Below are 23,403 nucleotides of genomic sequence, written 5' to 3' on the forward strand. Positions count from 1 at the left end.
GTACGCGCGCGCCCGGCCGCGCCGTCCTCCGCGGCACCCGCAGGCACGTGGCCGGTCGGCCCGCCCGCCAACACGACCCGTGCACCCGAGACGAGCTGGAGTCCCCACCCGTGGCAGAGAAGTCCCACCGTTCCCGGCGTTCCGCCGCCGCCTCGCAATCCCGAGGCAAGGCCCGCGGCACGGCCCAGCGCAAGAAGGGCTGGAACTACCCGCGCGCCGGACTCGGCCCCGTTCGGCGGTGGCTGCCGAGTTGGCGGGTGGTGCTCGGCGTCCTGCTCACGGGGCTCGCTGCTGCCGCCGGCCTGTTCGCCTGGGCGTATGCCACCACCGATCTGCCCGAGGTGGACGAGATGGCGCTCGCGGAGTCCTCCACGATCTACTTCGCCGACGGTGAGACGGAGATGGGCACGCTCGCGGAGATCAACCGGAACGTCGTGGACACCACCGCGTTGCCCGACTACGTCGGGGATGCGGTGGTCGCCTCCGAGGACCGCCGCTTCTACTCCAACTCCGGTATCGACCCGATCGGTATCGCGCGGGCGTTCTGGAACAACGTGACGGGCGGTAGCCAGCAGGGCGCCTCCACGCTGACCCAGCAGTACGTGGACAACTACTACCTCGGTCAGACCCAGAGCTATGCCGACAAGGCACGCGAGGCGATCCTCGCGATCAAGGTCGAGCAGGAGATGACCAAGGACGAGATCCTCGACGCCTACCTCAACGTCATCTACTTCGGCCGCGGGGCCTACGGGATCGACGCCGCAGCCCAGGCCTACTTCGGCATCCCCGCCAGTGAACTCACCCTGTCCCAGTCCGCCCTCCTGGCGGGGATCATCCCGGCCCCCAGCGCCTGGGATCCGGCCATCAGCCCCGAGCAGGCGGAGTACCGCTGGGAGCGCACGCTGACCTTCATGCTCGAGGACGGCATGATCACGCAGCAGGAGTTCGACGACGCCACCTACCCGGAGACGATCGAGAGTGCCCGATCGGACCGGTTCGCCGGGACGAACGGCTACCTCATGCAGATGGTGATCGCCGAGCTCACCTCCGGGGAGGAGGCGCCGTTCACCGAGGACGAACTGAACCGCCTGGGCCTGACGATCGTCTCCACCGTCGATGCGCAGTGGCAGGCCGAGGCCGTGGAGACCATCGAGGGCCAGGTGCCCGAGGATGCCCCGGAGGGCTTCAAGGCGACCCTGGTCTCCATCGATCCGGCCACCGGTGGGGTGAAGGCGCTCTACGGCGGTGAGGACTACCTGACCGAATCGCTCAACCGCGCCACCCAGGCCCGCTACCAGGGCGGCTCCACGTTCAAGCCGTTCGCGCTGATCGCGGCGCTGTCCGAGGGGATCTCCCTGGAGCAGCAGCTGCCGTCCTACACCGGCATGGATGTGGACGGGTACGTGGTGAACAACTACGACAGCATCGACCGTGGCTATGTGAATCTCGTGGAGGGCCTGGAGTACTCCATCAACTCGACCTACGTGGCCCTGAACGCGATGGTCGGACCGGAGAACACCATGGAGACGGCCATCGCCGCGGGTCTTCCGGAGGACACCCTCGGCCTGAACGCGAACCTGTCCAACGTGCTCGGGAACGCCTCCCCGCACGCCATCGACATGGCACGCGTGTTCGCGACCTACGCCGCTCAGGGTGTGCGCCACGACACCCACATCGTGGAACGGGTCACCGACTCCGGCGGGGTCGAGCTCTACACCGGGCCCACCGAGGGTGAGCGGGTGTTCGAGGCCGATGTGATGGCCGATGCGACCTACGCCATGACCCAGGTGGTCGAGGTCGGGACCGGGCGTACCGCGAGCGCGCTCGGCCGTCCGGTGGCGGGCAAGACCGGCTCGGCGAACGAGTACCGGGGGTCCTCGTTCGGGGGCTACATCCCGCAACTGGCCACCGTGGTGGCCGCCTATCAGACCGGGCCCGACGGCGAGGAGGTGCCGATCGATCCGTTCGGTGGCTACTCCGTGCTCGCCGGGGGATCGCTTCCGACCGATCTGTGGCTCTACTACATGACGCAGGTGACCGAGGGAATGCCGATCGAGGACTTCCCGCCTCGGGCGAACGTGGGCGAGATCGCCACCCCGGCCGCACCCGAGACAACCGAGCCGGAAATGGTTGCGGTGCCGGACGTGGCGGGCATGAGCGAGGAGGCGGCGCGGGCGGCGATCATCGCGGCCGGGTTCTCCGTGGCCGCCGGCAGCGAGCCGAGCGAGACGGTCGAGGAGGGCATCGTGATCCGCGCCGAACCGGGCGGGGAGGCCGAGGCCGGGTCCTTGATCACGATCGTGGTCTCCACGGGGCCGGCCGAGCCCACCGAGGAGCCGACGACGCCGGAGCCGACCACGCCGGAGCCGACCACGCCGGAGCCGACCACGCCGGAACCGACCACGCCGGAACCGACCACACCGCAGCCCTCGCCCTCGGTAACGGCCACACCGAGTCCGCAGCCGACGGAGGGCGGCGGGCAGCCGTCGCCGCCGTCCACACCGGAGAACTGAGCGGTCGTGACGTTCTCGCGGTTCCGGTAGGATGTCGTGTTTGGGTGCCCGTTCCGCACAGTCCGACCTGGATCGTTCGGGCAGGTACCCGTGAACGCATCACCCTCCTGTCACGGAAAGTCCGTGACCGCCCAGTCCAAAGGAGGTGGGTATCCGCATGCGTCAGTACGAATTGATGCTGATCCTCGAGCCCGAGGTCGATGAGCGCACGGTTGCACCGTCGCTCGAGAAGCTTCTGTCCGTGATCACCCAGGGTGGCGGCTCCGTCGACAAGATCGACATCTGGGGCAAGCGCCGCCTGGCATACGAGATCGCCAAGCGCTCCGAGGGCCTGTACGCCGTGGTCAACATGACCGCGACACCGGCCCTCGCCCAGGAGCTCGACCGCCAGCTGGGCCTCAATGAGGCCGTGCTGCGCACGAAGCTGCTGCGCGCCGACGCCAACTGACCTCACACACCACCGACCGAGCAGGAGCACTCCATGGCAGGCGAGACCGTCATCACCGTGATCGGGAACCTCACGGCCGACCCGGAGCTGCGGTTCACCCCCTCCGGCGCAGCCGTTGCGAACTTCACGATCGCTTCGACCCCGCGCACGTTCGACCGTCAGTCGAACGAGTGGAAGGACGGGGAGACCCTGTTCATGCGCTGCTCGATCTGGCGCGAGGCGGCCGAGAACGTCGCGGAGTCCCTGACCAAGGGGATGCGCGTCGTGGCTCAGGGGCGTCTCGTCCAGCGGTCCTTCGAGACCCGCGAGGGTGAGAAGCGCACCGTGGTCGAGCTCCAGGTGGACGAGATCGGTCCGTCGCTGCGCTACGCCTCCGCCAAGGTCACCCGCGCCCAGCGCGGCGGTGGCGGCGGCGGTGGTTTCAGCGGTGGCGGCGGCTACGGCGATTCCGGCGCTCGCTCCGGTGGGGGCGGCGGCTACGGCGACTCGGGTCAGCGCGGCGGGGGCTCTGCTCCCCGCAACGACGACCCGTGGGCTGCCGGGGCCGGCTCCTACTCCGACGAGCCGCCGTTCTAGATCACAGACTGAAGAACGCAGAAGGAGAACATCATGGCGAAGCCCGCACTTCGCAAGCCCAAGAAGAAGGTCGGTCCGGTCAAGACCGCCAAGATCGAGGGCGAGATCGACTACAAGGACACCGTCATGCTGCGGAAGTTCATCTCGGACCGCGGCAAGATCCGCGCGCGCCGCGTGACCGGTGTCTCCGTGCAGGATCAGCGCAAGATCGCTCGGGCCGTGAAGAACGCCCGTGAGATGGCGCTGCTGCCCTACTCGAGCTCCGCTCGCTGATCGGGAGGCACGAACGATGACGAAGCTCATCCTCACGCACGAGGTCTCCGGCCTCGGCGCCCCGGGTGACGTGGTGGAGGTCAAGGACGGGTACGCCCGCAACTACCTCGTGCCGCGTGGCATGGCCACCACCTGGACCAAGGGTGCCGCCAAGCAGGTCGAGGCGATCCAGGCCGCCCGCGCGAAGAAGGCGCACGACTCGGTCGAGGCCGCTGCCGCGGTCCGCGACAAGATCGAGGCGACCCGCTTCACCGTGACGGCCAACTCCGGCGCCGGTGGCCGCCTGTTCGGCACCGTCACCAGCAAGGACATCGCTGCCGCGGTGGCCGAGCAGGGTGGCCCCTCGATCGACCGCCGGTCCATCGAGATCAAGCAGCACATCAAGACGACCGGCGCTCACATGGTCGTGGTGCACCTCCACGAGGGCATCACCGCCAAGCTGGCGCTGGACGTCGTCGCCGCCTGAGTCGCGGCCGACGCCCACACCGGGTAGGCAGCGGGCCCGCACTCCTTCGGGAGGGCGGGCCCGCTGTCGTTCCCTCGAATCTGTGAGGCTGCGCTCCGTGCGAGGGTGCGCACCGTGGCCGCTCCCCTGGTGAACGCGCGATGAATATCATGGATTCTGGCCTTGCGGGGAATTCATTCCTTCCCTAGTCTGGGCGTGGCGTCACTCGGGGAAGAATGGCGCTATCTGCGAATACATGCAGATACTCAGAGGTCCGGGGGGGCTTGTGATCGCCGCAGGAATTGGCGCGTTGCTGTCGTGCGCCTTGCTCGCATACGCATTTTCGTGGCGCGTTCGTGGCGCGATTCAGAATCGAATTGCACATGCCGACGCCGTGTGGGGCGTCGTCATCGCCGGGGCCGCGGCCGCGTGCCTCATCTGTCTGGCGGTCCTGGCCATCGCGGCCACCTCCGGTACCTGGACCACCCGCCCCACCGCATACCTCGGGCTCCTGGTGCTCGTGTTCATCAGCGCGATCCCGGTGGTACTGGTCGAGTTCGGGCTGCGCCCGGGCGCTGCCGCCGACACCGCGCCGGTGCGGGCGACGCAGGGCCCGGAGGCGTCCCGCCTGCTGGTGGTCTCCGCGCATCCCGACGATCTCGAACTGGCCTGTGGCGGGACGGTGGCGCGCCTCGCGGCGCAGGGCAGCCACGTGAAGGTGCTCGTGATGAGCTCCGGCACGGTCGGCGGCGATCCGGCCGCCCGGCGCCGGGAGGCGGTCGCCGGCGCCGCGGTCCTCGGGGTGCACGACGTGACCGTGCTGGACTTTGCCGACACCCGCCTGGCCGACCACTCGAGGGAGCTGATCGAGGCGATCGAGGCGGTCGCCGTCGCGTTCCGCCCCACGGTCGTGCTCACCCACTCCGAGCACGATCAGCACCAGGACCATCACGCCGTCAATCGCGCGGTGGTGCGCGCGTGCCGCCAGGCGCCGACAATCCTCGGATTCGAGTCGCCGTCGGCCACCCGCGCCTTCAACCCCTCCGTCTTCGTCGACATCGACGGATTCCTGGACCTCAAGGTGCGCGCCGTCGCCAGTCACGTGGACCAGGCCGGGAAGCCGTACATGACGGCGGCCCGCGTGCGGGGTGTCGCCGCATTCCGGGGGACGCAGGCCAAACGCGTCCACGCCGAGGGATTCGAACCCGTTCGCTACACCACCAGCCTCCAGGAGGCGTCGCTGTGACCATCACCGCCCCCACCCGTCCCGACACCCTGGCGGACCCGGCCCGGGTCCCCACCGTCGTCGTCACCGGCGCGAAGGGTCCGGCCGGCCGGGCGCTGGCCCGGCAGTTCGAGGTGCTCCGCGCAGCGGGCCTGGCGTTGCGGACCGTGGGAGCCGACATGCTCCCCGGCGCCGACCCGGCCTGGGACTCCACCGCGGTGCTGCCCGCGGTGCACGACGCCGAGTACCTGGCGAGCCTGCGCCGGCTCCTGGAGCGGGTCGAGGCCGATCTCCTGATCCCCACGGTCGCCGAGGAGCTGCCCATCCTCGCCCAGACCGGGCAGTCGCTCGCACCCGACTCCTCCTGCGCCGTCGTCCTCTCGGGGGCCGGTCCGAGCGCGGCCTGTGCGGACAAGTTGCTGACGATGTGGGCCCTGGACGCCGCCGGGGTGTCCATCCCGCGCTACCGCGCCATCACGGTGGGGGATGACGCCGCCGGCCTGATCGCGTGGGCGGAGGGACCCGTGGTGGTCAAGCCCCGGGTCTCGCGAGGCGGCCGCGGTGTGCACCTCGTGGAGCACCGCGACGACCCGGTCCACACCGCCGGTTCCTGGATCGCGCAGTCCTTCGCCCCCGGCACGGAGTACTGCCCGCAGGTCTACCGCTCCCCGCACACGGGCGAGGTGAGAGTGGTCGTCGTCGAGAAGACCGAACTCAAGCAGGGGCGCGTCGGCAACGCCGCCCACGCCCGCAGGCTCCCCGAGGGTGAGGCGGTGGATGTCGCCTGGCTCGCCGAGTGCGCGGTGACCGCGCTGGACCTGGTGGGGCCGGTGGACCTCGACATCCGCCGCGACGAGCAGGGGGTGCCGGTGGTGCTCGAGGTGAACGCGCGGTTCGGCGCGAACTCCCACCTCGCTCCCGAACTGCTGCATGCGGTGCTGCGCGACTGGGACCTCACGTCCGCGGTCGCCCGTCCGGGCGCCACCGGCGTCCACGCGTGAGGGGAGCGGGCGCTGCCATCCTGGGCTGAGACCACCCTGATCGTCCTGGGCAGCATCATCCTGCTGCTCGGGCTCCTGAAGGTGGCCATGGGGCCGCTCGCGGTCTGGTTCGAGGTGCTGGCCGCGCGTGCCCGCCGGCGCGCGCGCCACCGGTCGATCTTCGCCGAGCCGCCGAGCGTGAGCGTGGTGGTGCCGGGGTACAACGAGGGCCGCGTGCTGCGCGCCTGCGTCGCCTCTCTGCTGACCAGCAGTTACCCCGATCTCGAGGTGATCCTCGTGGACGACGGTTCCAGCGACGACACCCTCGCCGTGATGCGCTCGATGGAGCACGACCCGCGGGTGCGGGTCCTCACCAAGCCCAACGGCGGCAAGGGTTCGGCCCTGAACCTCGGGATCGCGCACGCCCGTGGCGAGGTGCTCGTGCTCAGCGACTCCGACGGCGTGTTCGGACGCCGCACGATCCACCACCTGATCGCGGGCTTCTCCGATCCCGCGATCGGGGCGGTGTGCGGCGATGACCGACCGGTGAACCTCGACCGGGTGCAGACCCGCTTCCTCTCCCTCATCAGTCACCTCGGGACCGGGCTCATGCGCCGGGGCCTGCACCTGCTGCGCTGCCTCCCGGTGGTCTCCGGCAACATCGGGGCCTTCCGGCGCGACGTGTTGGAGCAGACCGGGCCCCTGGACGAGGACACCCTCGGGGAGGACCTCGAACTGACGTGGCGGGTCTACCGCGCCGGGTACCGGGTGGCGTTCGCCCCCCGTGCGCTCGTGTACGCCGAGAGCCCCTCCACCGTGCGGGGACTGTGGCGGCAGCGGGTGAGGTGGACCCGCGGCCTGGTGCAGACCGTCACCACGCACCGCGACATGGTCGGCAACCCCCGGTTCGGGATCTTCGGCCCCTCCCTGGTGCTGGTGGTCCTGACCGGGCTGGTGGTGCCGGTCCTGCAGGTCATCACCCTCGCCCTGGTCGCCTGGGCGGTGGCGTCGGGGGACACGACGGCGCTGGGCAGCTCCGCCTGGGACGTGCTGCTGTGGCTCGGGCTGCCGGTGGCGCTGGTCATGCTGGTGCTCGCGATCGCGCTGAACGGAGCCTGGCGGGACCTGCGATTCGTGCCGACCCTGCTGCTGTGGCCGGTGTACTCCGTGGTGCTCACCGCCGTCACCTGGCACGCCCTCGCGCTGGAGATCAAGGGCGCCCCACGCGCCTGGAACAAGCTCGAGCGCACGGGTGTGGTCTCCATCAGGGACGAGGACCGCGTGCTCGTCGAGGCATCCTGAGCGCGCGACGGCGCGGGGGCTGGGCCGTGCTCGTGGCCACCGGACTCGCACTGGCCACCGCCTGCACCCCGCCCGACGACGCCACGCACCGGGCCGTGAGCCTCGGCTTCGAGGACGTGGCCGGGCAGGACCGACCCGACCTGACGCAGATCGCCGACGAACTCGCCGCGGTCGAGGCCACCGCCGTGCACCTGGCCGCCGGGCGGGTGGAGTGGACCACCTTCCCGTGGCCGGACCACCCCGAGGCATGGTCGGCGGCCGTCTCCGAGGCGATCGAGGAGGGCGGGTCCGGGGACCTGCTCGGGGAGGCGATCACGCACCTCGCCGGCGGGGGCCTCGAGACGCAGGACGCCTCACCCGGCGGACCCGAGCGCGAGGTGGTCCTCACGATCGACGCCCTGGTGCCCAGCCTGATCGCGCAGGATGCGACCCTTGCCGGGGTTACCGCAAACGGCGAGGCCTCCGACCTGTTCGCCTCCGCCGCAGCGTTGGCCGAGGGTGAGGTGGGCGACCGGCTCGTGGCGATGGCCGAGCACCTCGCACGCACCTACCGGCCCGAGGCGATCACCGTGACCGAGCTGATGTTCGACGACGCCACCTTCTCCGAGCAGGACCTCGCCCTGTACCGGCGCATGACGGGCGAGTCGGACTGGCCGCGCGACGACGGCGGCGCGATCGACGAGGAGGCGGCGGAGATCGGCGCGTGGCGCTCGCAGGTGCTGGCTGACCTGCTCACGCGGATGCGGGAGCGGGTGGCCCCGCACGGGGTGGCGCTCGCCGTCGACGTGCGGGCGGACTGGGAGGATCCCGTGCGCGGGCGCGCCCAGAGCGGGCACGACCTGACCATCCTGGGCGACGCCGTCGACCGCTTCATCCTGTGGAACTACCCGGGGCTGGTGGGACGCACCGGGGCGGAGTCCGCCGACCTCACGGCGGGACTGGCGGCCGGCGGCGTCGATCCCGATCGAGTGACGGTCTCGGTGGGGCTCTGGGCGGCGCAGGGGGAGGGCGCCGGCGTGGACGCCGACCTGGCCTCGAGCCAGAGCGGCGATGGTGTGCTGCCGGTGGCGCAGTTCGCCGACGCCGTGGCGGCCTCCGCCACCTCGGGGGTGACCGCGGTGGCCGTCACCCCGCGCTCGCTGATGACGCCCGGGCACTGGGAGGCGCTGCGGGGGCTCTGGGCTCCGTAGCGACCCTGGTGGTGCGTGTCAGTCGGCGGCGAGCGCGGCCACCGGCGGCACCCGCACCGCACCCCGGGCCGGCAGCACCGAGGCCGCCACCCCGGCCGCGAGCGCCACGCCCAGCACCGCGGCCACCGCGCCCCAGGGCACCGACAGTGCCCCGAGCGTGAGTCCGGTGGTGGGCCCGAGCAGCAGCAGGCCGCCGATCCAGCCGTAGACCAGGCCGAGCACGAGGCCCACCAGCGCGCCGACGACGGCGAGCAGCACGCCCTCGACGGCGAGCGTTGCCCGCAGCTGGGCCCGGGTCAGGCCCAGGGCGCGCAGCAGCGCGTTCTCCCGCCGCCGCTCCAGGACCGACAACGACAGGGTGTTGGCCACCCCGATCAGCGCGATCACCACCGCCACAGCGAGCAGCCCGAGCACCACGGCGAGCATGGTGTCGATCACCTGCGCCACGGCGGCACGGTCGACGGCGCCGCCCCCCACGCTCAGTGCGGCACCCCCGGCCGTGGTGTCGCTGACGGTGGTGTCGCTGACCGCGTCCCGCACGGCATTCGCCAGGCCCACGGCGTCGGCGTCGCTCGCGACGGCGAGCCACAGGGTCTCCTCGATCGGCTGCACGTCCAGGCGCGCGGCGTCCTCGGCCGCCAGGATGATCGAGTACGCCGGCAGCCCCGGGGTCGGTAGCGCCGCGAACTCGATACCGTCCACCGTCACCGTTGCGGACTCATCCGCATCGGCCGGTGAGACGAGCGCGATCCCAGGGCCCCAGTTCTGCGGCGCGGTGGCGAGCACCGGGGCGAGGGCATCGGGGTCGACGGCGAGGGCGGTCACCTGCGTCTCACCGTCGCCCGTCTCGAGCGTCACCTGGTGCCCCGCGAGCAGCGCGGAGGCGGTCACGCCGTCCAGCGCCTCGACGGCCTCCCGGGTGGCGGGTGAGACCTCCGTGCCGCTGACCATGAGGTCAATGGCGTACTGCTCGGCGAGCTCGGCGTCCAGTTGGTCTCGGGCCATGCCGGCGCCGGTGGCCATCATCGTCACCAGCGTGACGCCCACCAGCAGAGCGGTGGCGGTGGAGGTGATGCGGCGTGGGTTGCGGACCGCGTTCGTGGCCGCCAGCCGCGCCGGGACCCCTCCCAACCGCGTGACGCCACGGGCCAGCAGCCGACCGATGGCGGGCACGATCTGGATCGCGGCCATCACCACGCCCACCACCGTGATGACACCACCGAGCACCCCGAGGGCGAGGGCCGGCCCGAAGGACGCGGCGGCATCACCCGACTGCGCGAGGGCGAGCGCCCCGGCCATCACCGCGAACCCGATCGCCACGAGCACCCACCCGGCGATCGGCCGAGCGCGGCGACTACGGGCGCTGATCAGGGTGTCGACCGGCCGCATCGCGGCCAGGGGTGAGACGGAGGTCGCCAGGCGAGCGGCGCCGTCGGCCGCTACCACGGTGACCAGGATTCCGGCCGCCAGAGGCACGAGGAAGGTCGCCGCGTCCACCGGCACCACCGCTGGAGCGGGCACGCCGGCGCCGTACCGGCGGATCGCGAGCAGCGCCGCCTGCCCGAGTGCGAGGCCCAGGGCGATCCCGGCGAGGGAGGCGACGGCGCCCAGCACCAGGGCCTCCTGTCGCACCGAGCGCTTGACCTGGGATCGGGTGGCGCCGACGCACCGCAGCAGTGCGAGGCTCTGGGTGCGTTGGGCGATCAGCACCGTGAACGTGTTCGCGATGACGATGCCGGCCACGGCCATCGCCACGGCGGCGAAGCCGAGGATGAGGCCGCGGAAGACGTTGATGCCGCCGGTGAGCTGGGCGGCGCGCTCCGCCGCGCGCTCGGACGCGGTCTGGACGATCAGACCCTCGCCACCGTCGTCCAGGCTCGCCTCCTGCACGGCGCTCGCGACCTGGGCGGGATCCGTGCCGTCGGTGACCAGGGTGACGGTGCCGACCGGAAGCGTTTCATCGGCGAAGCCCTCGGAGGCCCACGCGTTCAGGTCCTGCGGGGTGGCGAGGGAGGCGCCGAGGCTTGCGCCGAGGCCAGTCGTGTCCTCCAGCAGCCCCACCAAACGGACGATCTCGCCCGGTCGGGCGCCCTCCGCAGCGCTCCGCGAGGCGACCTCGTCGCCCAGGGCGACCCCGAGTCGCTCCGCGGTGCCGCGGGGCAGGGCGATCTCGCCGCTCGCCGTCGGGAGCTTTCCCTCGGCGAGGGTAGCCGGGGACAATCGCGGGTTCGCGGCCGGGGCGTTGAGCAGCACGACCTCGCGCCCACCGCCGGCAGCGACCTCGCGCACCACGTTCTGCCAGGCGTAGGTCTCCGCCACCCCCGGTGTGTCAGCGAGCGCGGCGATGTCCTCACCGGTCAGGTCGTAGGAGGGGTCGGTGATCACGACGTCCGGGTCGCCGAGGGAGGCGCCGGCGGCCGCCAACGCCGTGTCCTCGATGGCGTTGGTCGCCACGTAGGTGGCGGTGACGAAGCCGGTACCCAGGGCGATCGCGATCCCGACGGCAACCAGGCGGCCGAGGTTGCGGCGCATCTGGGCACGAGTGAGGCGCCACATCAGCGGGCCTCGAGGCTCGCGCCGTGCAGGATTTCTGCGCCGCGCAGGCCGCCTGAGCTCCGCGGCGAGTCGGCACTGCGCAGGGCGTCCAGCGCGACCTGCACCCGCTCGGGGGTGGGGTCGCTGAGGTCACCGGCGATACGCCCGTCGGCCACGAGCACCACGCGGTCGGCGTAGGAGGCGGCCTGCGCGTCGTGGGTGACCATCACCACCGTCTGACCGAGCTCGCGCACGCAGGTGCGCAGGAAGGACAGCACCTCCGCGCCGGAGCGGGAGTCCAGGTTGCCGGTGGGTTCGTCGGCGAACACGACGTCGGGCTGGGTGAGCAGGGCGCGGGCGATCGCGACGCGCTGCTGCTGACCGCCGGAGAGCTCACTCGGTCGGTGGGTGAGGCGGTCCCGCAGGCCGAGCGTGGCCACGAGGCGGTCCAGCCAGGCACGGTGCTCCGCATTCATCCGGGCACCGGCGAGCTCCAGGGGCAGCGTGATGTTCTGCTCGGCCGTGAGCATCGGCAGCAGGTTGAACGCCTGGAACACGAAGCCGACGCGTTCGCGGCGCAGCACGGTGAGGGCGTCGTCGTCCAGGGCGGTGAGGTCGGTCCCGCCCAGGTGCACGGTGCCGGAGGTCGCGGAGTCCAGGCCCGCGAGCAGGTGCAGCAGGGTGGACTTGCCCGAGCCGGAGGCGCCCATGATCGCGGTGAAGTGGCCGCGGTGCAGGGCGAGGCTGACGCCGTCCAGCGCGTGGACGGCGGTCTCGCCGCGTCCGTAGGTCTTGCGCAGGTCGCTGGCGGTGACGGCGGGGGACGGTGTCGTGGCCTGGATGGCGACCGGGTTCGAGGTCGGTGGTGTGGTCATGGTGTCGACGGTAGGAAGCGGGGCCTCGTCGGCGCGTCGTCCCACGGGTGCTCTTGGCCGCGGTGCGTCATCCCGTGGGTGGAGGCCGACCCCGAGGGCGGTCTCACCGCTGGCTGCAGGTGGGGCCTACCGGTCGGCGCCCAGCACCGCCCAGCCGTCTCCTCGGGAGCGCAGGTAGGTGGCGCCCCCGCGCGCGAGCATGAACGCGACGGCGAACGCGAGCCACAGCCACACCACGGCCTCGGCCTCGTGGCCGGCGCCCGTCGGGGCCCAGGCGCGCACCATCCACAGGAACGGCAGGTAGGCGAGCAGGCTGATCACGCCCGCCCACGCGAGGAACCGGGCATCGCCCGCGCCGATGAGCACGCCGTCCAGCACGAACACCACCCCGGCCAGCGGCATCGCCACCGCGATCACGTACAGACCGGCAACCGCCGCCTCCCGCACCGCCTGATCGGGGGTGAACAGGCTCGCCAGCGGCCAGGCGAGTAGCGCGATCACGCCGCCCAGCAGGAGCCCTGCCAGGGCACCCCAGACCAGGGTGCGGCGCAGCACGATGCGGGCGCTCTCGCCGTCGGCCGCCCCGAGCGCCCGCCCGATCAGCGCCTGCGCGGCGATCGCCAGCGCATCCAGCGCGAACGCGGTGAACCCCCACATCGAGTTGATCACCTGGTGTGCGGCCAGCGGCACGGTCCCCAGGGAGGTGGCGGTGGCCACGGTGAGCAGGATGGCGATGCGCAGCGTGAGGGTGCGGATCAGCAGGGGTGCGCCCAGGCGCATGCCGGCCCCCAGGCCGCGCAGGTCGGGAGCGACGGGGATGCCGCGCCGTCGGGCACCGGACACCACGCGGGCGCCCAGATAGGCGCCCATCGCCAGCTGCACGATCGCGGTGCCGGCGCCCGAGCCGCCGATGCCCCAGCCGAAACCGTAGATGAACAGGGCGTTCAGGCCGGCGTTCGCCACCGCGCCGATCGAGGCCACGTACAGGGGTGTGCGGGTGTCGAGCATGCCGCGCAGCACGCCGGTGGCGGCGAGCACCACGAGCATGCCGGGCATGCCGGGCAGGGAGGTGCGCAGGTAGGTGACGGCGTGGGCGGCCACCTCGCCCTGGCCGCCCATCGCGGTGATGGCCCAGGGGGCGACGGCGATGCCCACCATCGCGACCACCACGCCCAGGAGCAGGGCGAGCCAGACGCCGTCGATCCCGGCCCGCAGGGCGCGCTGCTCGTCGCCCGCGCCGAGCAGGCGACCCACGGCGGCGGTGGTGGAGTAGGCGAGGAAGACGAACAGGCCCACCGCGGTGGTCAGCAGGGTGGAGGCCAGGGTGAGGCCCGCGAGCTGATCGGTGCCGAGGTGCCCCACGAGGGCGGAGTCGATCAGCACGAACAGCGGCTCGGCGATCAGTGCGCCGAGGGCCGGTAGGGCGAGTGCGACGATCTGCCGGTCCAGGGTGCGGGTGGGCGGCGAACTCGTCATGCCGACACTGTGACACGAGGGGCTGACGCCGCCACGCGGGCGACGCGGTCGAGGCCCGCGGGGACTCCTGGGGCGGGGCGGGCGTCCAGGACGTGTTGACAGCCGGGCGTCCCCTGTGGATCGGCGTGTCGCGGCGGTGGATTTGGCGCGCGTCGGCACCTGTGGTTATCCCCACAGCCATGATCGTTGCAATTCCAACGATCCTCGGCCGCTGTCCACAGGCGATCCACAGCCCTGTGAGTTCGGCCTGTGTGTCGTCCACATGTATCACCCGGAGTTGTCCCCAGGTTGTCCACAGACTGTGCACACCCGCAGACGTGGGGCCGGATGTCAACCCGATCAGGCGGCACGCACCGCGGTGCACGGGCGCTCATGCGGCGGCTACCGTGACGCGGTGCTGCACGCACGCGGGGCGCCACGCACGCGGTGTGCCCGGCGGTGCCCGATGCCGACTTGATCAGCGGGGGGCAGGATGTCGGACCTCCGTGATGACGTATCACCAGGCGGTGCAGGCGGCGGTGCTGGCGGCATGCAGGCGGCGGAGACGACGAGGGGTCGGGAGGCTCACGGTGACGGCAACGAGCGAGGTCGAGGACCAGCGGTCCGGGATGTCCGAGCGCACCCCGCCGCATGACGTCGCGGCCGAGCAGAGCGTGCTCGGCGGGATGATGCTGTCCAAGGACGCGATCGCCGATGTGGTCGAGGTGATCCGCGGCAACGACTTCTACCGCCCGGCGCACGAGATGGTCTTCGACGCCGTGGTGGACCTGTATGGGCGCGGTCAGCCGACCGACGTAATCGCGGTGGCCGACGAGCTCGGCAAGCGCGGCGAGATCGGCCGGGTGGGCGGGCACGGCTACCTGCACACGTTGATCTCCTCGGTGCCCACGGCCGCGAACGCCGGCTACTACGCGGGGATCGTGCGCGAGCGCGCCGTGCTGCGCAAGCTCGTGGAAGCGGGAACCCGCATCGCCCAGCTCGGTTACGCCACCGACGGCGGTGACGTGGACGACCTGGTGAACTCCGCGCAGTCGGAGATCTACGCGGTGACTGAGCGGCGCACCAGTGAGGACTACAAGCCGCTGAAGGACATCATCGTCGGCGCGATGGACGAGATCCAGGCCGCCGTCTCCCGGGATGGCGAGTTCGTGGGCGTGCCCACCGGGTTCTCCGAGATGGACAGGCTCACCAACGGCCTGCACCCCGGGCAGATGATCGTGGTGGCCGCGCGCCCCGCGATGGGGAAGTCCACGATGGCGCTGGACGTGGTGCGCTCCGCCTCCATCCACCACAACATGACCTCGGCGGTCTTCTCCCTGGAGATGAGCGCCAATGAGATCGTCATGCGTATGCTCGCCGCCGAGGCGCAGGTGCCGCTGCAGCGCCTGCGGCAGGGGCCGATGGAGGATCGGGACTGGAACAAGCTCGCCGGCACGGTCAGCGCCATCTCCGAGGCGCCGCTGTTCATCGACGACTCTCCGAACATGTCGCTCATGGAGATCCGCGCCAAGTGCCGGCGCCTCAAGCAGCGCCACGACCTCAAGCTCGTGGTGATCGACTACCTGCAGTTGATGAGTTCCGGCAAGCGTGTGGAGTCCCGCCAGCAGGAGGTCTCGGAGTTCTCCCGCGCGATCAAGCTCCTCGCGAAGGAGCTCGAGGTGCCGGTGATCGCCGTCTCGCAGCTGAACCGTGGCGCCGAGCAGCGCACCGACAAGCGCCCGCAGATCAGCGACCTTCGCGAATCCGGCTCGATCGAACAGGATGCTGACATGGTGATCCTGCTGCACCGCGACGAGGCCTACGACAAGGAGGTCCGCAAGGGCGAGGCGGACTTCATCGTGGCCAAGCACCGTAATGGCCCGACCGACAACATCACCGTGGCCTTCCAGGGCCACTACGCGCGCTTCGTCGACATGGCGCCGGAGAGCTCGGCAGGCGGCAGCTGGTAGGGCTCGGGTCCGCACCCGCGCAGTTGGTCGACCGGTAGTCGGAATATGTCCCTGAACGAGAAGCCAGAAAGTCAGTCAGGCTGCACGACACCGGAGCCTGCCGAGGAGCCTCTCAACGGGGGCGGGGTCAACCTCGTGACCCGCGTCGGCAACACGGTGCGGCGCCCGCTTCACCTGTGGACTCCCGCCGTGCACGCGCTGCTGAACCAGTTGCCCCGAGCAGGCTTCGACGGCGCACCCGCGGTGCACGGGGTGGACGAGAAGGGACGCGAGGTTCTCGACTTCGTACCCGGAACCGTGGGTAACTACCCGCTCACCGAGGAAGTGCGGAGCGAAGCCGCTCTCCTGTCTGCGGGTCGACTTCTCCGTGCGTACCACGACGCTTCCGCCTGCGGCGTCGCTCAGCTACCCGAAGGTTGGCAGCTCCCGGCGCTCGAGCCCGTCGAGGTCATTTGCCACTCCGACTTCGCTCCGTACAACTGCGTCTTCCGCGACGGTATCGCGGTGGCGATCATCGACTTCGACCTGGCCCGGCCGGGCCCCCGCGCCTGGGATCTCGCGTACGCGCTGTACCGCTTCGCGCCGCTCACTCGGCCGGGAAACACAGACGGGTTCGGTGACATCGCAGCGCAGGCCGACCGCGCGCGGCAGTTCCTGGACGCCTACGGCGCCTCCCAGGACCTGCGGGCCGCGGCGGTAGAGACGGTCGTCCCGCGCCTGCAGGCCCTTGTGGCCTTCATACAGGGCGCGGCAAGAGCGGGCGACCGGAACTTCGCTCGACACATCGCCGCTGGACATCTCGACCTCTACCTGGCTGATATCGCCTACATACTCGAGCACCGCGGGCTCCTCGACCGGGCGGTTCTCGGTCCCTGACGTGGGCGCGAGCTGCAAGCAGCGCAGGAACGGCGTGGGGCGAGTATCGCCGACGGCAGCGGCAGCGGCTCGCGCGGGGCGACCTGCGCCGCTGGTCGCGACTGGGTACGGCGGTCCCGAGCGTCGGCTGACCACCGTCGGCATCGCGTGGAAGGCCAGGAGACCAGGTCGAGAGCGCAGTGCTCGCAAATGGTTCGGCGTCGGGTCAGTTCGGCTGCATTCGAGACGCTTGCGAGGGCGTGTCGGCAGCGACTACCTGAACCGTCAACAGAGGAAGTCCGGCGGGCACCTCCGACGCCGCGCGAGCGAGTTGCGGTGTGATCCGTTGGATCCACACCGGGGGGTGCAGGCTCCATCCGACGGCTTGCAGCACTCCCTCCTGCTCTGCGATGTCGCAGAACCGACGCAGCGCGGTCTAGCTGGACAGCGCGAACGGAGGGTCGCGCAGTACGAGCACGTCTCCATAGTGCGGCGCCAGCACAGTTCGCGCCTGAGAGTGGTCAAAGCAGGTGACCTCGACGGCGTCGTCGGTCACGTTGATGTCGAGGACATCGAGGCCCAACTCAACGATCGTAGGAGGGTTGCTCTCCGACCATGTCCTCCACAGCTCTGCCCGGCGCTGGGGAGTGGGGCTCGTCCGGAGGTCGGGAGGCTTCCTCAGGTCCGGATCGTCAGGGACACAGTGATCCACGCGGATGCCCTTGGCCGCCCCGTGCCAGACTCCGTACACCCGCACGTACGTCCCGATTGCGCGCGCCGGCAGGTCGAGAAGGTGTGGAGACGATGGCCAGTCGACCTCGGGTTGCCCGGTGTACTCATCGGCGGGGGTCAGGACTACCCCGCTTGCGTGAGCAGAGGCATAGCCCCGGCTCGTGACACGTTCGCCGTCACGGACAGGGTCAAGTCGCATGGGTTGCCAGGTCAGCGGTGGTCATGGCATCCGATCCTCGGCTGCCTTCTCCCGCAGGCGGACTGAGGGTGCAGGCCACAGAGGCGGCGCTCGCCGCAGGCCTCAGTCCGTGACCGGGTCGAGTACCGGGTACCCGAGTGCGAGGGCTGCGGTCCTCAGGTTCGCGTCATGGGTGACGACGGTGGCATCCAGGCCCGCGGCGATCACCGATCCGAGGTGGATCGAATCGAGCGTCTTGACGTGCGGCTCGATCGCCTCAGCGGCGGCCAGGACCCCGTCGGTGATCGGCACCAGCGCGAGCACGTCGAGGAGCTCGTCTCGGTGTGAGACGGCAAGCCCCTCCCTGCGAAGCACCCGCGTGAGTTCAGTGCGCAGCAGTCGGGAGGAGACGAGCTGATGCTGCTCACTGGCCGTGACGGCGTCGATCCAGGCGGCGGCACTGGCCGAGTGCCCCAGAAGCGCCCGCAGGGCCACGGAGGTGTCGAGGTAGTAGAGGGTCACCGGTCGCGCTCGTCGGCCAGCAGTTCCTCGATGCTCACCGCCGAGCGGAGCGAATGGCGCTCGATCGCAGCGAGGTGCGTGCCGCCGCTGCGCTTCGGGGGCAGCAGGGGGATCGCCGGCTCCCGGGGGACGATCCACGCGATCTCCCGGTCGTGTCGGGTGACCCGGTACACCTCGCCGGCCTCGACCTCCGCCAGCATCGCCGTTGGATTCTGGCGCAACTGACCCACGGTGATCGTCTTCATCGCTCCAGAGTACTGCGAGATGTCTACGGATGTCTACGATTCGGTTCTACGGCAGTGCCACCGGCTCCCGCGGGGTGACCTGCGCCGTCGGCCCCTCGGTGCTCTCGACCCTGGCCCGCGGCCAGGTCCACGCCGCGCGCAGCGCGTAGCCCAGGAGCAGCAGCTCGAGTCCGATCGAGAGGCCGTAGAACCCGGCCCACGCCCAGGACTCCCCGACGGCGTTGAACACCGTGACCGGCACGTACAGCGCCGCGACCACCAGCGTGGTGGTGCGCGCGGCCCGGGCCGGGAGCGCCACGGAGGCCGCGATCATCATCGCCGGGACGGCGACCAGCGCCAGGAACCCGGTCAGCAGCGCCGGCGAGATGGCGAACTCGAAGACGACGCCGCGGCCGATGTCCTCCACGGTGCCGGGCTTGTAGAGGTGGTAGTAGTCCACGTAGAGGTACAGGAACATCAGGCTCGCCCATGCGGCGGCGAGCCTCAGCCGCACGGGGACGGGGCGATCCTCCAGTGGGGTGGATGGGGCGTTCGTGCTCATGATGGTCTCCTTCGGTTGGGTGCTGCCCTCGCCACGGCGGCGAGGGCCATAGTTCTGATGGCGGTCAGGTGCGGGGGTCGGCCGGCATGGTGATGACGACCTTCCCGCGGGCGTGGCGCCGGCCCACGTGCCGTAGCGCGTCGGCGGCGTCGGCGAGCGGGTAGGTGCGCTCGATCACGGGAACGATGCGCCCGTCGGCGAGCATCTCGGACAGGGTGAGCAGGTCGGCGCGCTTCTCGATCGACGTGAAGGGGCGCAGCCGCTGACGCGTGGTGAGCGAGGTCAGGCGATCCCGCGCGATCCGGCCGAGCGGGCCGAACCAGCGGCCGCCGTGCCCGTTGTTCGGGATCAGGGTGCCGATGGGGGTCAGGGCGCGGCGCATCACCGCGAGCGGTTGCGCCTCGGCATTGTCGAGCACGACGTCGTAGCTCGCCCCGGTCCGCAGCGCCTCGGTGACGGGGTCGGTGGCCGTGTAGTCGATCGCCGCGGCGCCCAGGGAGCGCACCATCTCGAGGTTGCCCGCGCTGCACACGCCGGTCACCTCGGCGCCCAGGGCCACGGCGATCTGGACGGCGTAGTGCCCCACCCCGCCGGAGGCGCCGGTGATGAGGACGCGCTGCCCCGGCTGCACGCGGGCGATGTCCCGCATGGCCTGCAGCGCCGTGATCCCCGAGGTCGCCACGGCCGCGGCCTGGACCATCGGGACGCCCGCGGGGATCGGCGCGAGCTGCTCGGCCGGCACGCAGGCGTACTCGGCGAGCGTGCCCGTGGTGCTCCACCCGAAGACCGCATCCCCGGGCCACAGGGCGGCCACGCCCTCGCCGACGGCGGTGACCGTGCCCGCGAGGTCACGCCCCCGCACCATGATCCGGGGCCGGCGCAGCCCGAACACCGCGCGCACCATGAGCGGCAGCCCCGTGAGGAGGAAGTGGTCCCCGGGGTGCACGCCGGCGGCGGCCACCCGCACCAGCACCTCACCCCGCCCGGGGCGGGGGATGGGGAGTTCGGCCTGCTCGAGCACCTCGGGCGGCCCGTAGCGATGCTGCACGACGGCGCGCATCGCCGTCGTCCCCTGCCCGCCGGGGCGTGGGGTCGCCGAGGCGCCGGGTTCCGGTGTGCTGGTCATGGCCTGCCCTCTCTGGTGACACCGTCGCTGTCTCACCCGCTGCGGTGACGCCGGTTGTGTCGCCGGCGCGGTCACGGTGGCTGCCTCGTACGGTGTACGTCGTACGCTGTACGTCGTACGCTGTACTATCCGCGTACACCGTACGATTGTCAAGCCGTCCGAGGGAGGAAGTCGTGTCCGCCAGGAACAACCGTCAGGCCGCCGGTGTGGCCGCTGAGTCGGCCGGCTCGGCGCCGCTCAGCAAGGAGCGTGTCGTTGCCGAGGCGATGCGGCTCGCCGACCGTGAGGGGGTGGACGGACTGAGCATGCGGCGCCTGGCCGGTGAACTCGGCGCGGGTGCCATGTCGCTCTACCACTACGTGGCGAACAAGGACGACCTGCTCGACGCCATGATCGACGTGGTGTTCAGCGAGATCGACCTGCCGGACCTCCAGCAGGACTGGCGCACGGCCATGCGGTCCCGGGCTCTCTCCGCCCGGCGGGTGCTGACCGCCCACCCGTGGGCGATCAGCCAGATGGAGGCCCGCACCACCCCGGGCCCCGCGAACCTGCGCCACCGCGAGGCGGTGATCGCCTGCCTGCGCGGCGCCGGGTTCTCCGTGGTGATGGCGACCCACGCCAACTGGATGCTCGACAGTTACCTCTACGGTCACGTGCTGCAGGAGGTCGGCCTGCCGTTCGACACCGTCGAGGAGTTCTCCCAGGCCGCCGAGGAGGTCTACCTCCCGCAGTTGCCGCCGGCGCAGTTCCCGTTCCTCGCCGCCTCGGCCACCGAGCTGCTCGCCTCCGGCTACGACCCGGCGCAGGAGTTCGGCTACGGGCTGGACCTCATCCTCGACGCGCTCGAGGCGCGGCGGGTCGCGTAACTGGCGCGGTTGGCGGGGGCCGCGGGGTGCCAGGTTGGCCGCGGGGCGCGAGGTTGGCCGCGAGATGGTGCGAAACGCACGAGATGGTGCGCTGGGCGTCGTCGCTCGCGCGCTTCGCACCATCTCGCGGGGTCTTGCCTCGCGTGGTGCGCCGCGGCTAGGAGGGCGGCGAGTCCAGGGCGTCCCGCGCGGCCGCGAGCAGTGCCGTCAGCAGCTCGTCCGGGATCGGGCGCCGTCGTTGTGATCGTCGCCCTCGCCGTTGTCGCCGTCGACCGGCACCCGGGGCGGCGTGGGCGCCCCCATGGCGCGCAGCAACGTCCGCGAGATGTCCCCGAGCGCCCGGAACTGGGCGGGGGAGAGGGCGTCGACCACGAGCCGCCGGACCTCGGCGACGTGGGCGGGGGCGGCCTGTTCGACCACGGCCAAGCCGTCATCGGTGAGGGTGACCACGGTCGCCCTCCGGTCGTGGGTATCCGGGCGGCGCGTCACCCAACCGCGCTTCTCGAACCTGCTCACCACGTTGGAGAGCCTGGAGAGGGAACTGCCCGTGTACCTCGCGAGGTCGGTCATCTGGGCACGGTGGTCGGGGGCCATGGAGAGACCGGACAGGGCGCGGTAGTCGAAGTGTGTCATCCCGCTGTCGCGCTGCATCTGCGCTTCCAGGGCTGCGGGTAGCAGGGCCGAGGCGAAGGAGAAGGCGTGCCAGTCCTGCTGCTCCTCGGCAGTGAGCCAGCGCGGCTCGGGGCATTCCACCTGCACATCATACTTCACGCATGAAGTATGATGACGGCGTTACTACAAGCATGAAGTGAAGGATGGACTCGATGAACGTGGTGTTGTGGGTGGTTGCCGGGCTGCTGGCCTTGGTGTTCCTGATGGCGGGGATCCCCAAGGTGCGTCGCACTCCCCAGCAGTTGGAGGAGTCCGGGATGGGCGCGGTGGCCGCGCTCGGCAGTGGCGCCAAGGTGATCGGTGCGCTCGAGATCCTCGCGGCGATCGGCCTGATCCTGCCGCCGCTGACCGGTATCGCTCCGGTGCTCGCGCCGATCGCCGCCGTCGGCCTGATCCTGCTGATGGCGGGCGCCATGGTGACGCACCTGCGCCGCGGCGAGTCCAAGTCCGTGGGGATGAACATCGTCCTGATGCTGCTCGCGGCCTTCGTGGCGTGGGGTCGCTTCGGTCCCTACCCCTTCGGCTGAGTCGCCGCGCGAAGGGTTCCGGCGCCGCTCGATGAGGCGCGCCGCCGGAACACCCGACTCCCCGTCGTCGTTGACGTGACATGAGCCTCGAGGACATCCCCCTGACCCTCATCGACGGCACGCCCACCACCCTGGGCGCCTACCGCGGGCAGGTGAAGCTCATCGTCAACGTCGCCTCCCGGTGCGGGCTCACCCCGCAGTACTCCGCCCTGGAGGAGTTGCAGCGCACCTACGCGGTGCGGGGGTTCACGGTGCTGGGCTTCCCGAGCAACCAGTTCATGCAGGAGATGGGCAGCGCGGAGTCGATCGCCACGTTCTGCTCCACCACCTACGGCGTGACGTTCCCGATGTTCGAGAAGGTCAAGGTCAACGGGCGCTCGCAGCACCCGCTGTACGCCGAGCTCACCAAGACCGCCGATGCCTCGGGCAAGGCCGGACGCGTGGAGTGGAACTTCGAGAAGTTCCTCATAGCCCCGGACGGCACCATCGAGCGGTTCCGGCCCCGGACCGTGCCGGACGACCCGGCGATCGTGTCCCGCATCGAGGCCCTGCTTTCCCACTAGCGGCCGGCCCCACAAGGCCTCGCGTGCCGGGAGGCTCTCGCTGAGGGAGGTGCGGCCCTCGCTGAGGGCGGTGGACTTGGCGTGGCGCGCCGCCCGCTCCTCCCGTGCAACCCTGTGACCTGCGGCGACACCACCGAGCCACGCGAAGTGAGAGCGGTGCTTCCTCCCTGGGCGAGAGGTTCACCGCCCTCAGCGAGGGCCCGAACTGCTGAGTGCGCGCTGCTGCCCGTGCGCGGCGGTCTCGCCCTCCGACGACTCCCCGCTACTCGGCGATGGTGGCCTCGGCGGTCACGTGAACCGGGGCGTTGAGCGTGTTGGCGATGTAGCACTGCTGGTGGGCCTGCTCCAGGAGCTCGCGCACCCGTTCCTCCGAACAGCCGCGGGCCACGACGGCGATGCTCAGGTCGATCCGCGTGAACCGGGTGGCGGGGCCGTCCTCGGGCATCTCGGCGCTCGCGGAGTCACGATAGGACGTCACCTCCACCCCGGCGCGGGCGGCCACGGCGAGGAAGGACAGCAGCTGGCAGGAGCTGGCCGCGGCGAGCAGGAGTTGCTCGGGGTTGGGCAGCGCGGCGTCCCCGAGGAAGGCGGCATCCGCGCTGAGGACGAGCCTCCCGGCGCTGCCGTTCACGGCGCTGTCGAACCGGGCGCTGTCGGACCCGACGTCACCGAACCTGACCACGTGCTCGCGGGAGTACGCGCGGTAGCCGACGGCGGTGTTGCCCTCCCAGGCGAGCGTGGTGGCGTAGGCGTGGGTCGTCATGCCGATCAGCATGGCGCAGGATTCGG

At 71.1% G+C, this 23,403-nt stretch carries 24 protein-coding genes; 14 read left to right on the forward strand and 10 right to left on the reverse strand.

The window, feature by feature from the left end; all coding sequences use genetic code 11:
* Positions 1-110: 110 nt before the first annotated feature.
* From ATL40_RS13795 to ATL40_RS13835, 9 genes are all read left to right on the forward strand, one after another.
* Positions 111-2,513, forward strand: a complete 2,403-nt coding sequence (locus ATL40_RS13795) for a transglycosylase domain-containing protein (RefSeq protein WP_245867134.1) — start codon at positions 111-113, stop codon at positions 2,511-2,513.
* A 157-nt stretch (positions 2,514-2,670) separates the two neighbouring features.
* Positions 2,671-2,961, forward strand: a complete 291-nt coding sequence (gene rpsF, locus ATL40_RS13800; protein WP_211283132.1) for a 30S ribosomal protein S6 — start codon at positions 2,671-2,673, stop codon at positions 2,959-2,961.
* Positions 2,962-2,994: 33 nt separating this feature from the next.
* Positions 2,995-3,537, forward strand: coding sequence for a single-stranded DNA-binding protein (locus ATL40_RS13805; protein WP_098470047.1), 543 nt, complete (start codon positions 2,995-2,997; stop codon positions 3,535-3,537).
* 33 nt (positions 3,538-3,570) lie between these two features.
* The gene (gene rpsR, locus ATL40_RS13810; RefSeq protein ID WP_098470048.1) at positions 3,571-3,810 is read left to right on the forward strand and encodes a 30S ribosomal protein S18; all 240 of its coding nucleotides are present in this window, start codon (positions 3,571-3,573) and stop codon (positions 3,808-3,810) included.
* A gap of 16 nt (positions 3,811-3,826) precedes the next feature.
* Complete coding sequence (gene rplI, locus ATL40_RS13815; protein WP_098470049.1) at positions 3,827-4,276, forward strand: 50S ribosomal protein L9; 450 nt, start codon at positions 3,827-3,829, stop codon at positions 4,274-4,276.
* A gap of 373 nt (positions 4,277-4,649) precedes the next feature.
* Complete coding sequence (locus tag ATL40_RS13820) at positions 4,650-5,501, forward strand: PIG-L deacetylase family protein (RefSeq protein WP_169925991.1); 852 nt, start codon at positions 4,650-4,652, stop codon at positions 5,499-5,501.
* Positions 5,498-6,481: an ATP-grasp domain-containing protein gene (locus ATL40_RS13825; RefSeq protein ID WP_245867136.1), complete on the forward strand. Its 984-nt coding sequence runs from the start codon at positions 5,498-5,500 to the stop codon at positions 6,479-6,481. Before ATL40_RS13820 ends, ATL40_RS13825 begins: the two co-directional genes overlap by 4 nt.
* A gap of 87 nt (positions 6,482-6,568) precedes the next feature.
* Positions 6,569-7,762 (forward strand): glycosyltransferase family 2 protein, encoded by a 1,194-nt coding sequence (locus ATL40_RS13830; protein WP_098470051.1) that lies wholly within the window; start codon positions 6,569-6,571, stop codon positions 7,760-7,762.
* A gap of 32 nt (positions 7,763-7,794) precedes the next feature.
* A complete protein-coding gene (locus tag ATL40_RS13835) occupies positions 7,795-8,952 on the forward strand; it encodes a hypothetical protein (protein WP_143556999.1) in 1,158 nt (385 codons plus the stop codon).
* 18 nt (positions 8,953-8,970) lie between these two features.
* Here the strand turns inward: ATL40_RS13835 and ATL40_RS13840 are convergent, their stop codons facing one another.
* The 3 genes from ATL40_RS13840 to ATL40_RS13850 all read right to left on the reverse strand — a co-directional run bounded on the left by ATL40_RS13840 (position 8,971) and on the right by ATL40_RS13850 (position 13,838).
* Positions 8,971-11,508 (reverse strand): ABC transporter permease, encoded by a 2,538-nt coding sequence (locus ATL40_RS13840; protein WP_098470053.1) that lies wholly within the window; start codon positions 11,506-11,508, stop codon positions 8,971-8,973.
* On the reverse strand, positions 11,508-12,362 hold the full coding sequence (locus ATL40_RS13845; RefSeq protein WP_098470054.1) for an ABC transporter ATP-binding protein: 855 nt from the start codon (positions 12,360-12,362) through the stop codon (positions 11,508-11,510). Before ATL40_RS13845 ends, ATL40_RS13840 begins: the two co-directional genes overlap by 1 nt.
* 126 nt (positions 12,363-12,488) lie before the next feature.
* On the reverse strand, positions 12,489-13,838 hold the full coding sequence (locus ATL40_RS13850) for an MATE family efflux transporter (RefSeq protein WP_098470055.1): 1,350 nt from the start codon (positions 13,836-13,838) through the stop codon (positions 12,489-12,491).
* A 608-nt stretch (positions 13,839-14,446) separates the two neighbouring features.
* On the opposite strand from ATL40_RS13850, the gene dnaB reads away from it, so the two are divergent.
* Positions 14,447-15,787, forward strand: coding sequence for a replicative DNA helicase (dnaB, locus tag ATL40_RS13855; protein ID WP_098470056.1), 1,341 nt, complete (start codon positions 14,447-14,449; stop codon positions 15,785-15,787).
* Between the two features lie 45 nt (positions 15,788-15,832).
* Positions 15,833-16,663, forward strand: a complete 831-nt coding sequence (locus ATL40_RS13860; RefSeq protein ID WP_098470057.1) for a phosphotransferase — start codon at positions 15,833-15,835, stop codon at positions 16,661-16,663.
* Positions 16,664-17,078: 415 nt separating this feature from the next.
* On the opposite strand, the gene ATL40_RS13865 is transcribed toward ATL40_RS13860, so the two are convergent.
* From ATL40_RS13865 to ATL40_RS13885, 5 genes are all read right to left on the reverse strand, one after another.
* The gene (locus ATL40_RS13865) at positions 17,079-17,573 is read right to left on the reverse strand and encodes a hypothetical protein (protein WP_098470058.1); all 495 of its coding nucleotides are present in this window, start codon (positions 17,571-17,573) and stop codon (positions 17,079-17,081) included.
* A 102-nt stretch (positions 17,574-17,675) separates the two neighbouring features.
* Entirely contained in the window at positions 17,676-18,074 is a 399-nt protein-coding gene (locus ATL40_RS13870) for a PIN domain-containing protein (protein WP_098470059.1), read from the reverse strand.
* Complete coding sequence (locus tag ATL40_RS13875) at positions 18,071-18,319, reverse strand: type II toxin-antitoxin system Phd/YefM family antitoxin (RefSeq protein WP_098470060.1); 249 nt, start codon at positions 18,317-18,319, stop codon at positions 18,071-18,073. Before ATL40_RS13875 ends, ATL40_RS13870 begins: the two co-directional genes overlap by 4 nt.
* 46 nt (positions 18,320-18,365) lie before the next feature.
* On the reverse strand, positions 18,366-18,860 hold the full coding sequence (locus ATL40_RS13880; RefSeq protein WP_098470061.1) for a hypothetical protein: 495 nt from the start codon (positions 18,858-18,860) through the stop codon (positions 18,366-18,368).
* Positions 18,861-18,924: 64 nt separating this feature from the next.
* Positions 18,925-19,986, reverse strand: a complete 1,062-nt coding sequence (locus tag ATL40_RS13885) for an NAD(P)-dependent alcohol dehydrogenase (RefSeq protein ID WP_211283133.1) — start codon at positions 19,984-19,986, stop codon at positions 18,925-18,927.
* Positions 19,987-20,159: 173 nt separating this feature from the next.
* Here ATL40_RS13885 and ATL40_RS13890 point away from each other — a divergent pair, with 173 nt between their 5' ends.
* Entirely contained in the window at positions 20,160-20,852 is a 693-nt protein-coding gene (locus ATL40_RS13890; RefSeq protein ID WP_245867138.1) for a TetR/AcrR family transcriptional regulator, read from the forward strand.
* Positions 20,853-21,059: 207 nt separating this feature from the next.
* Here ATL40_RS13890 and ATL40_RS13895 read toward each other — a convergent pair whose 3' ends face one another.
* Positions 21,060-21,623 carry a MarR family winged helix-turn-helix transcriptional regulator gene (locus ATL40_RS13895; RefSeq protein WP_245867141.1) on the reverse strand — a complete coding sequence of 188 codons (564 nt, stop codon included), beginning with the start codon at positions 21,621-21,623 and terminating at the stop codon, positions 21,060-21,062.
* Positions 21,624-21,676: 53 nt separating this feature from the next.
* Here ATL40_RS13895 and ATL40_RS13900 point away from each other — a divergent pair, with 53 nt between their 5' ends.
* Positions 21,677-22,051 (forward strand): DoxX family protein, encoded by a 375-nt coding sequence (locus ATL40_RS13900; RefSeq protein WP_098470064.1) that lies wholly within the window; start codon positions 21,677-21,679, stop codon positions 22,049-22,051.
* Positions 22,052-22,131: 80 nt separating this feature from the next.
* Positions 22,132-22,614, forward strand: a complete 483-nt coding sequence (locus ATL40_RS13905; protein ID WP_098470065.1) for a glutathione peroxidase — start codon at positions 22,132-22,134, stop codon at positions 22,612-22,614.
* A 262-nt stretch (positions 22,615-22,876) separates the two neighbouring features.
* Here the strand turns inward: ATL40_RS13905 and ATL40_RS13910 are convergent, their stop codons facing one another.
* Positions 22,877-23,377, reverse strand: coding sequence for an OsmC family protein (locus tag ATL40_RS13910; protein WP_098470518.1), 501 nt, complete (start codon positions 23,375-23,377; stop codon positions 22,877-22,879).
* Positions 23,378-23,403: the final 26 nt, after the last annotated feature.

Origin of the sequence: Serinibacter salmoneus (genome assembly GCF_002563925.1) — a bacterium.
Classification (GTDB): domain Bacteria; phylum Actinomycetota; class Actinomycetes; order Actinomycetales; family Beutenbergiaceae; genus Serinibacter; species Serinibacter salmoneus.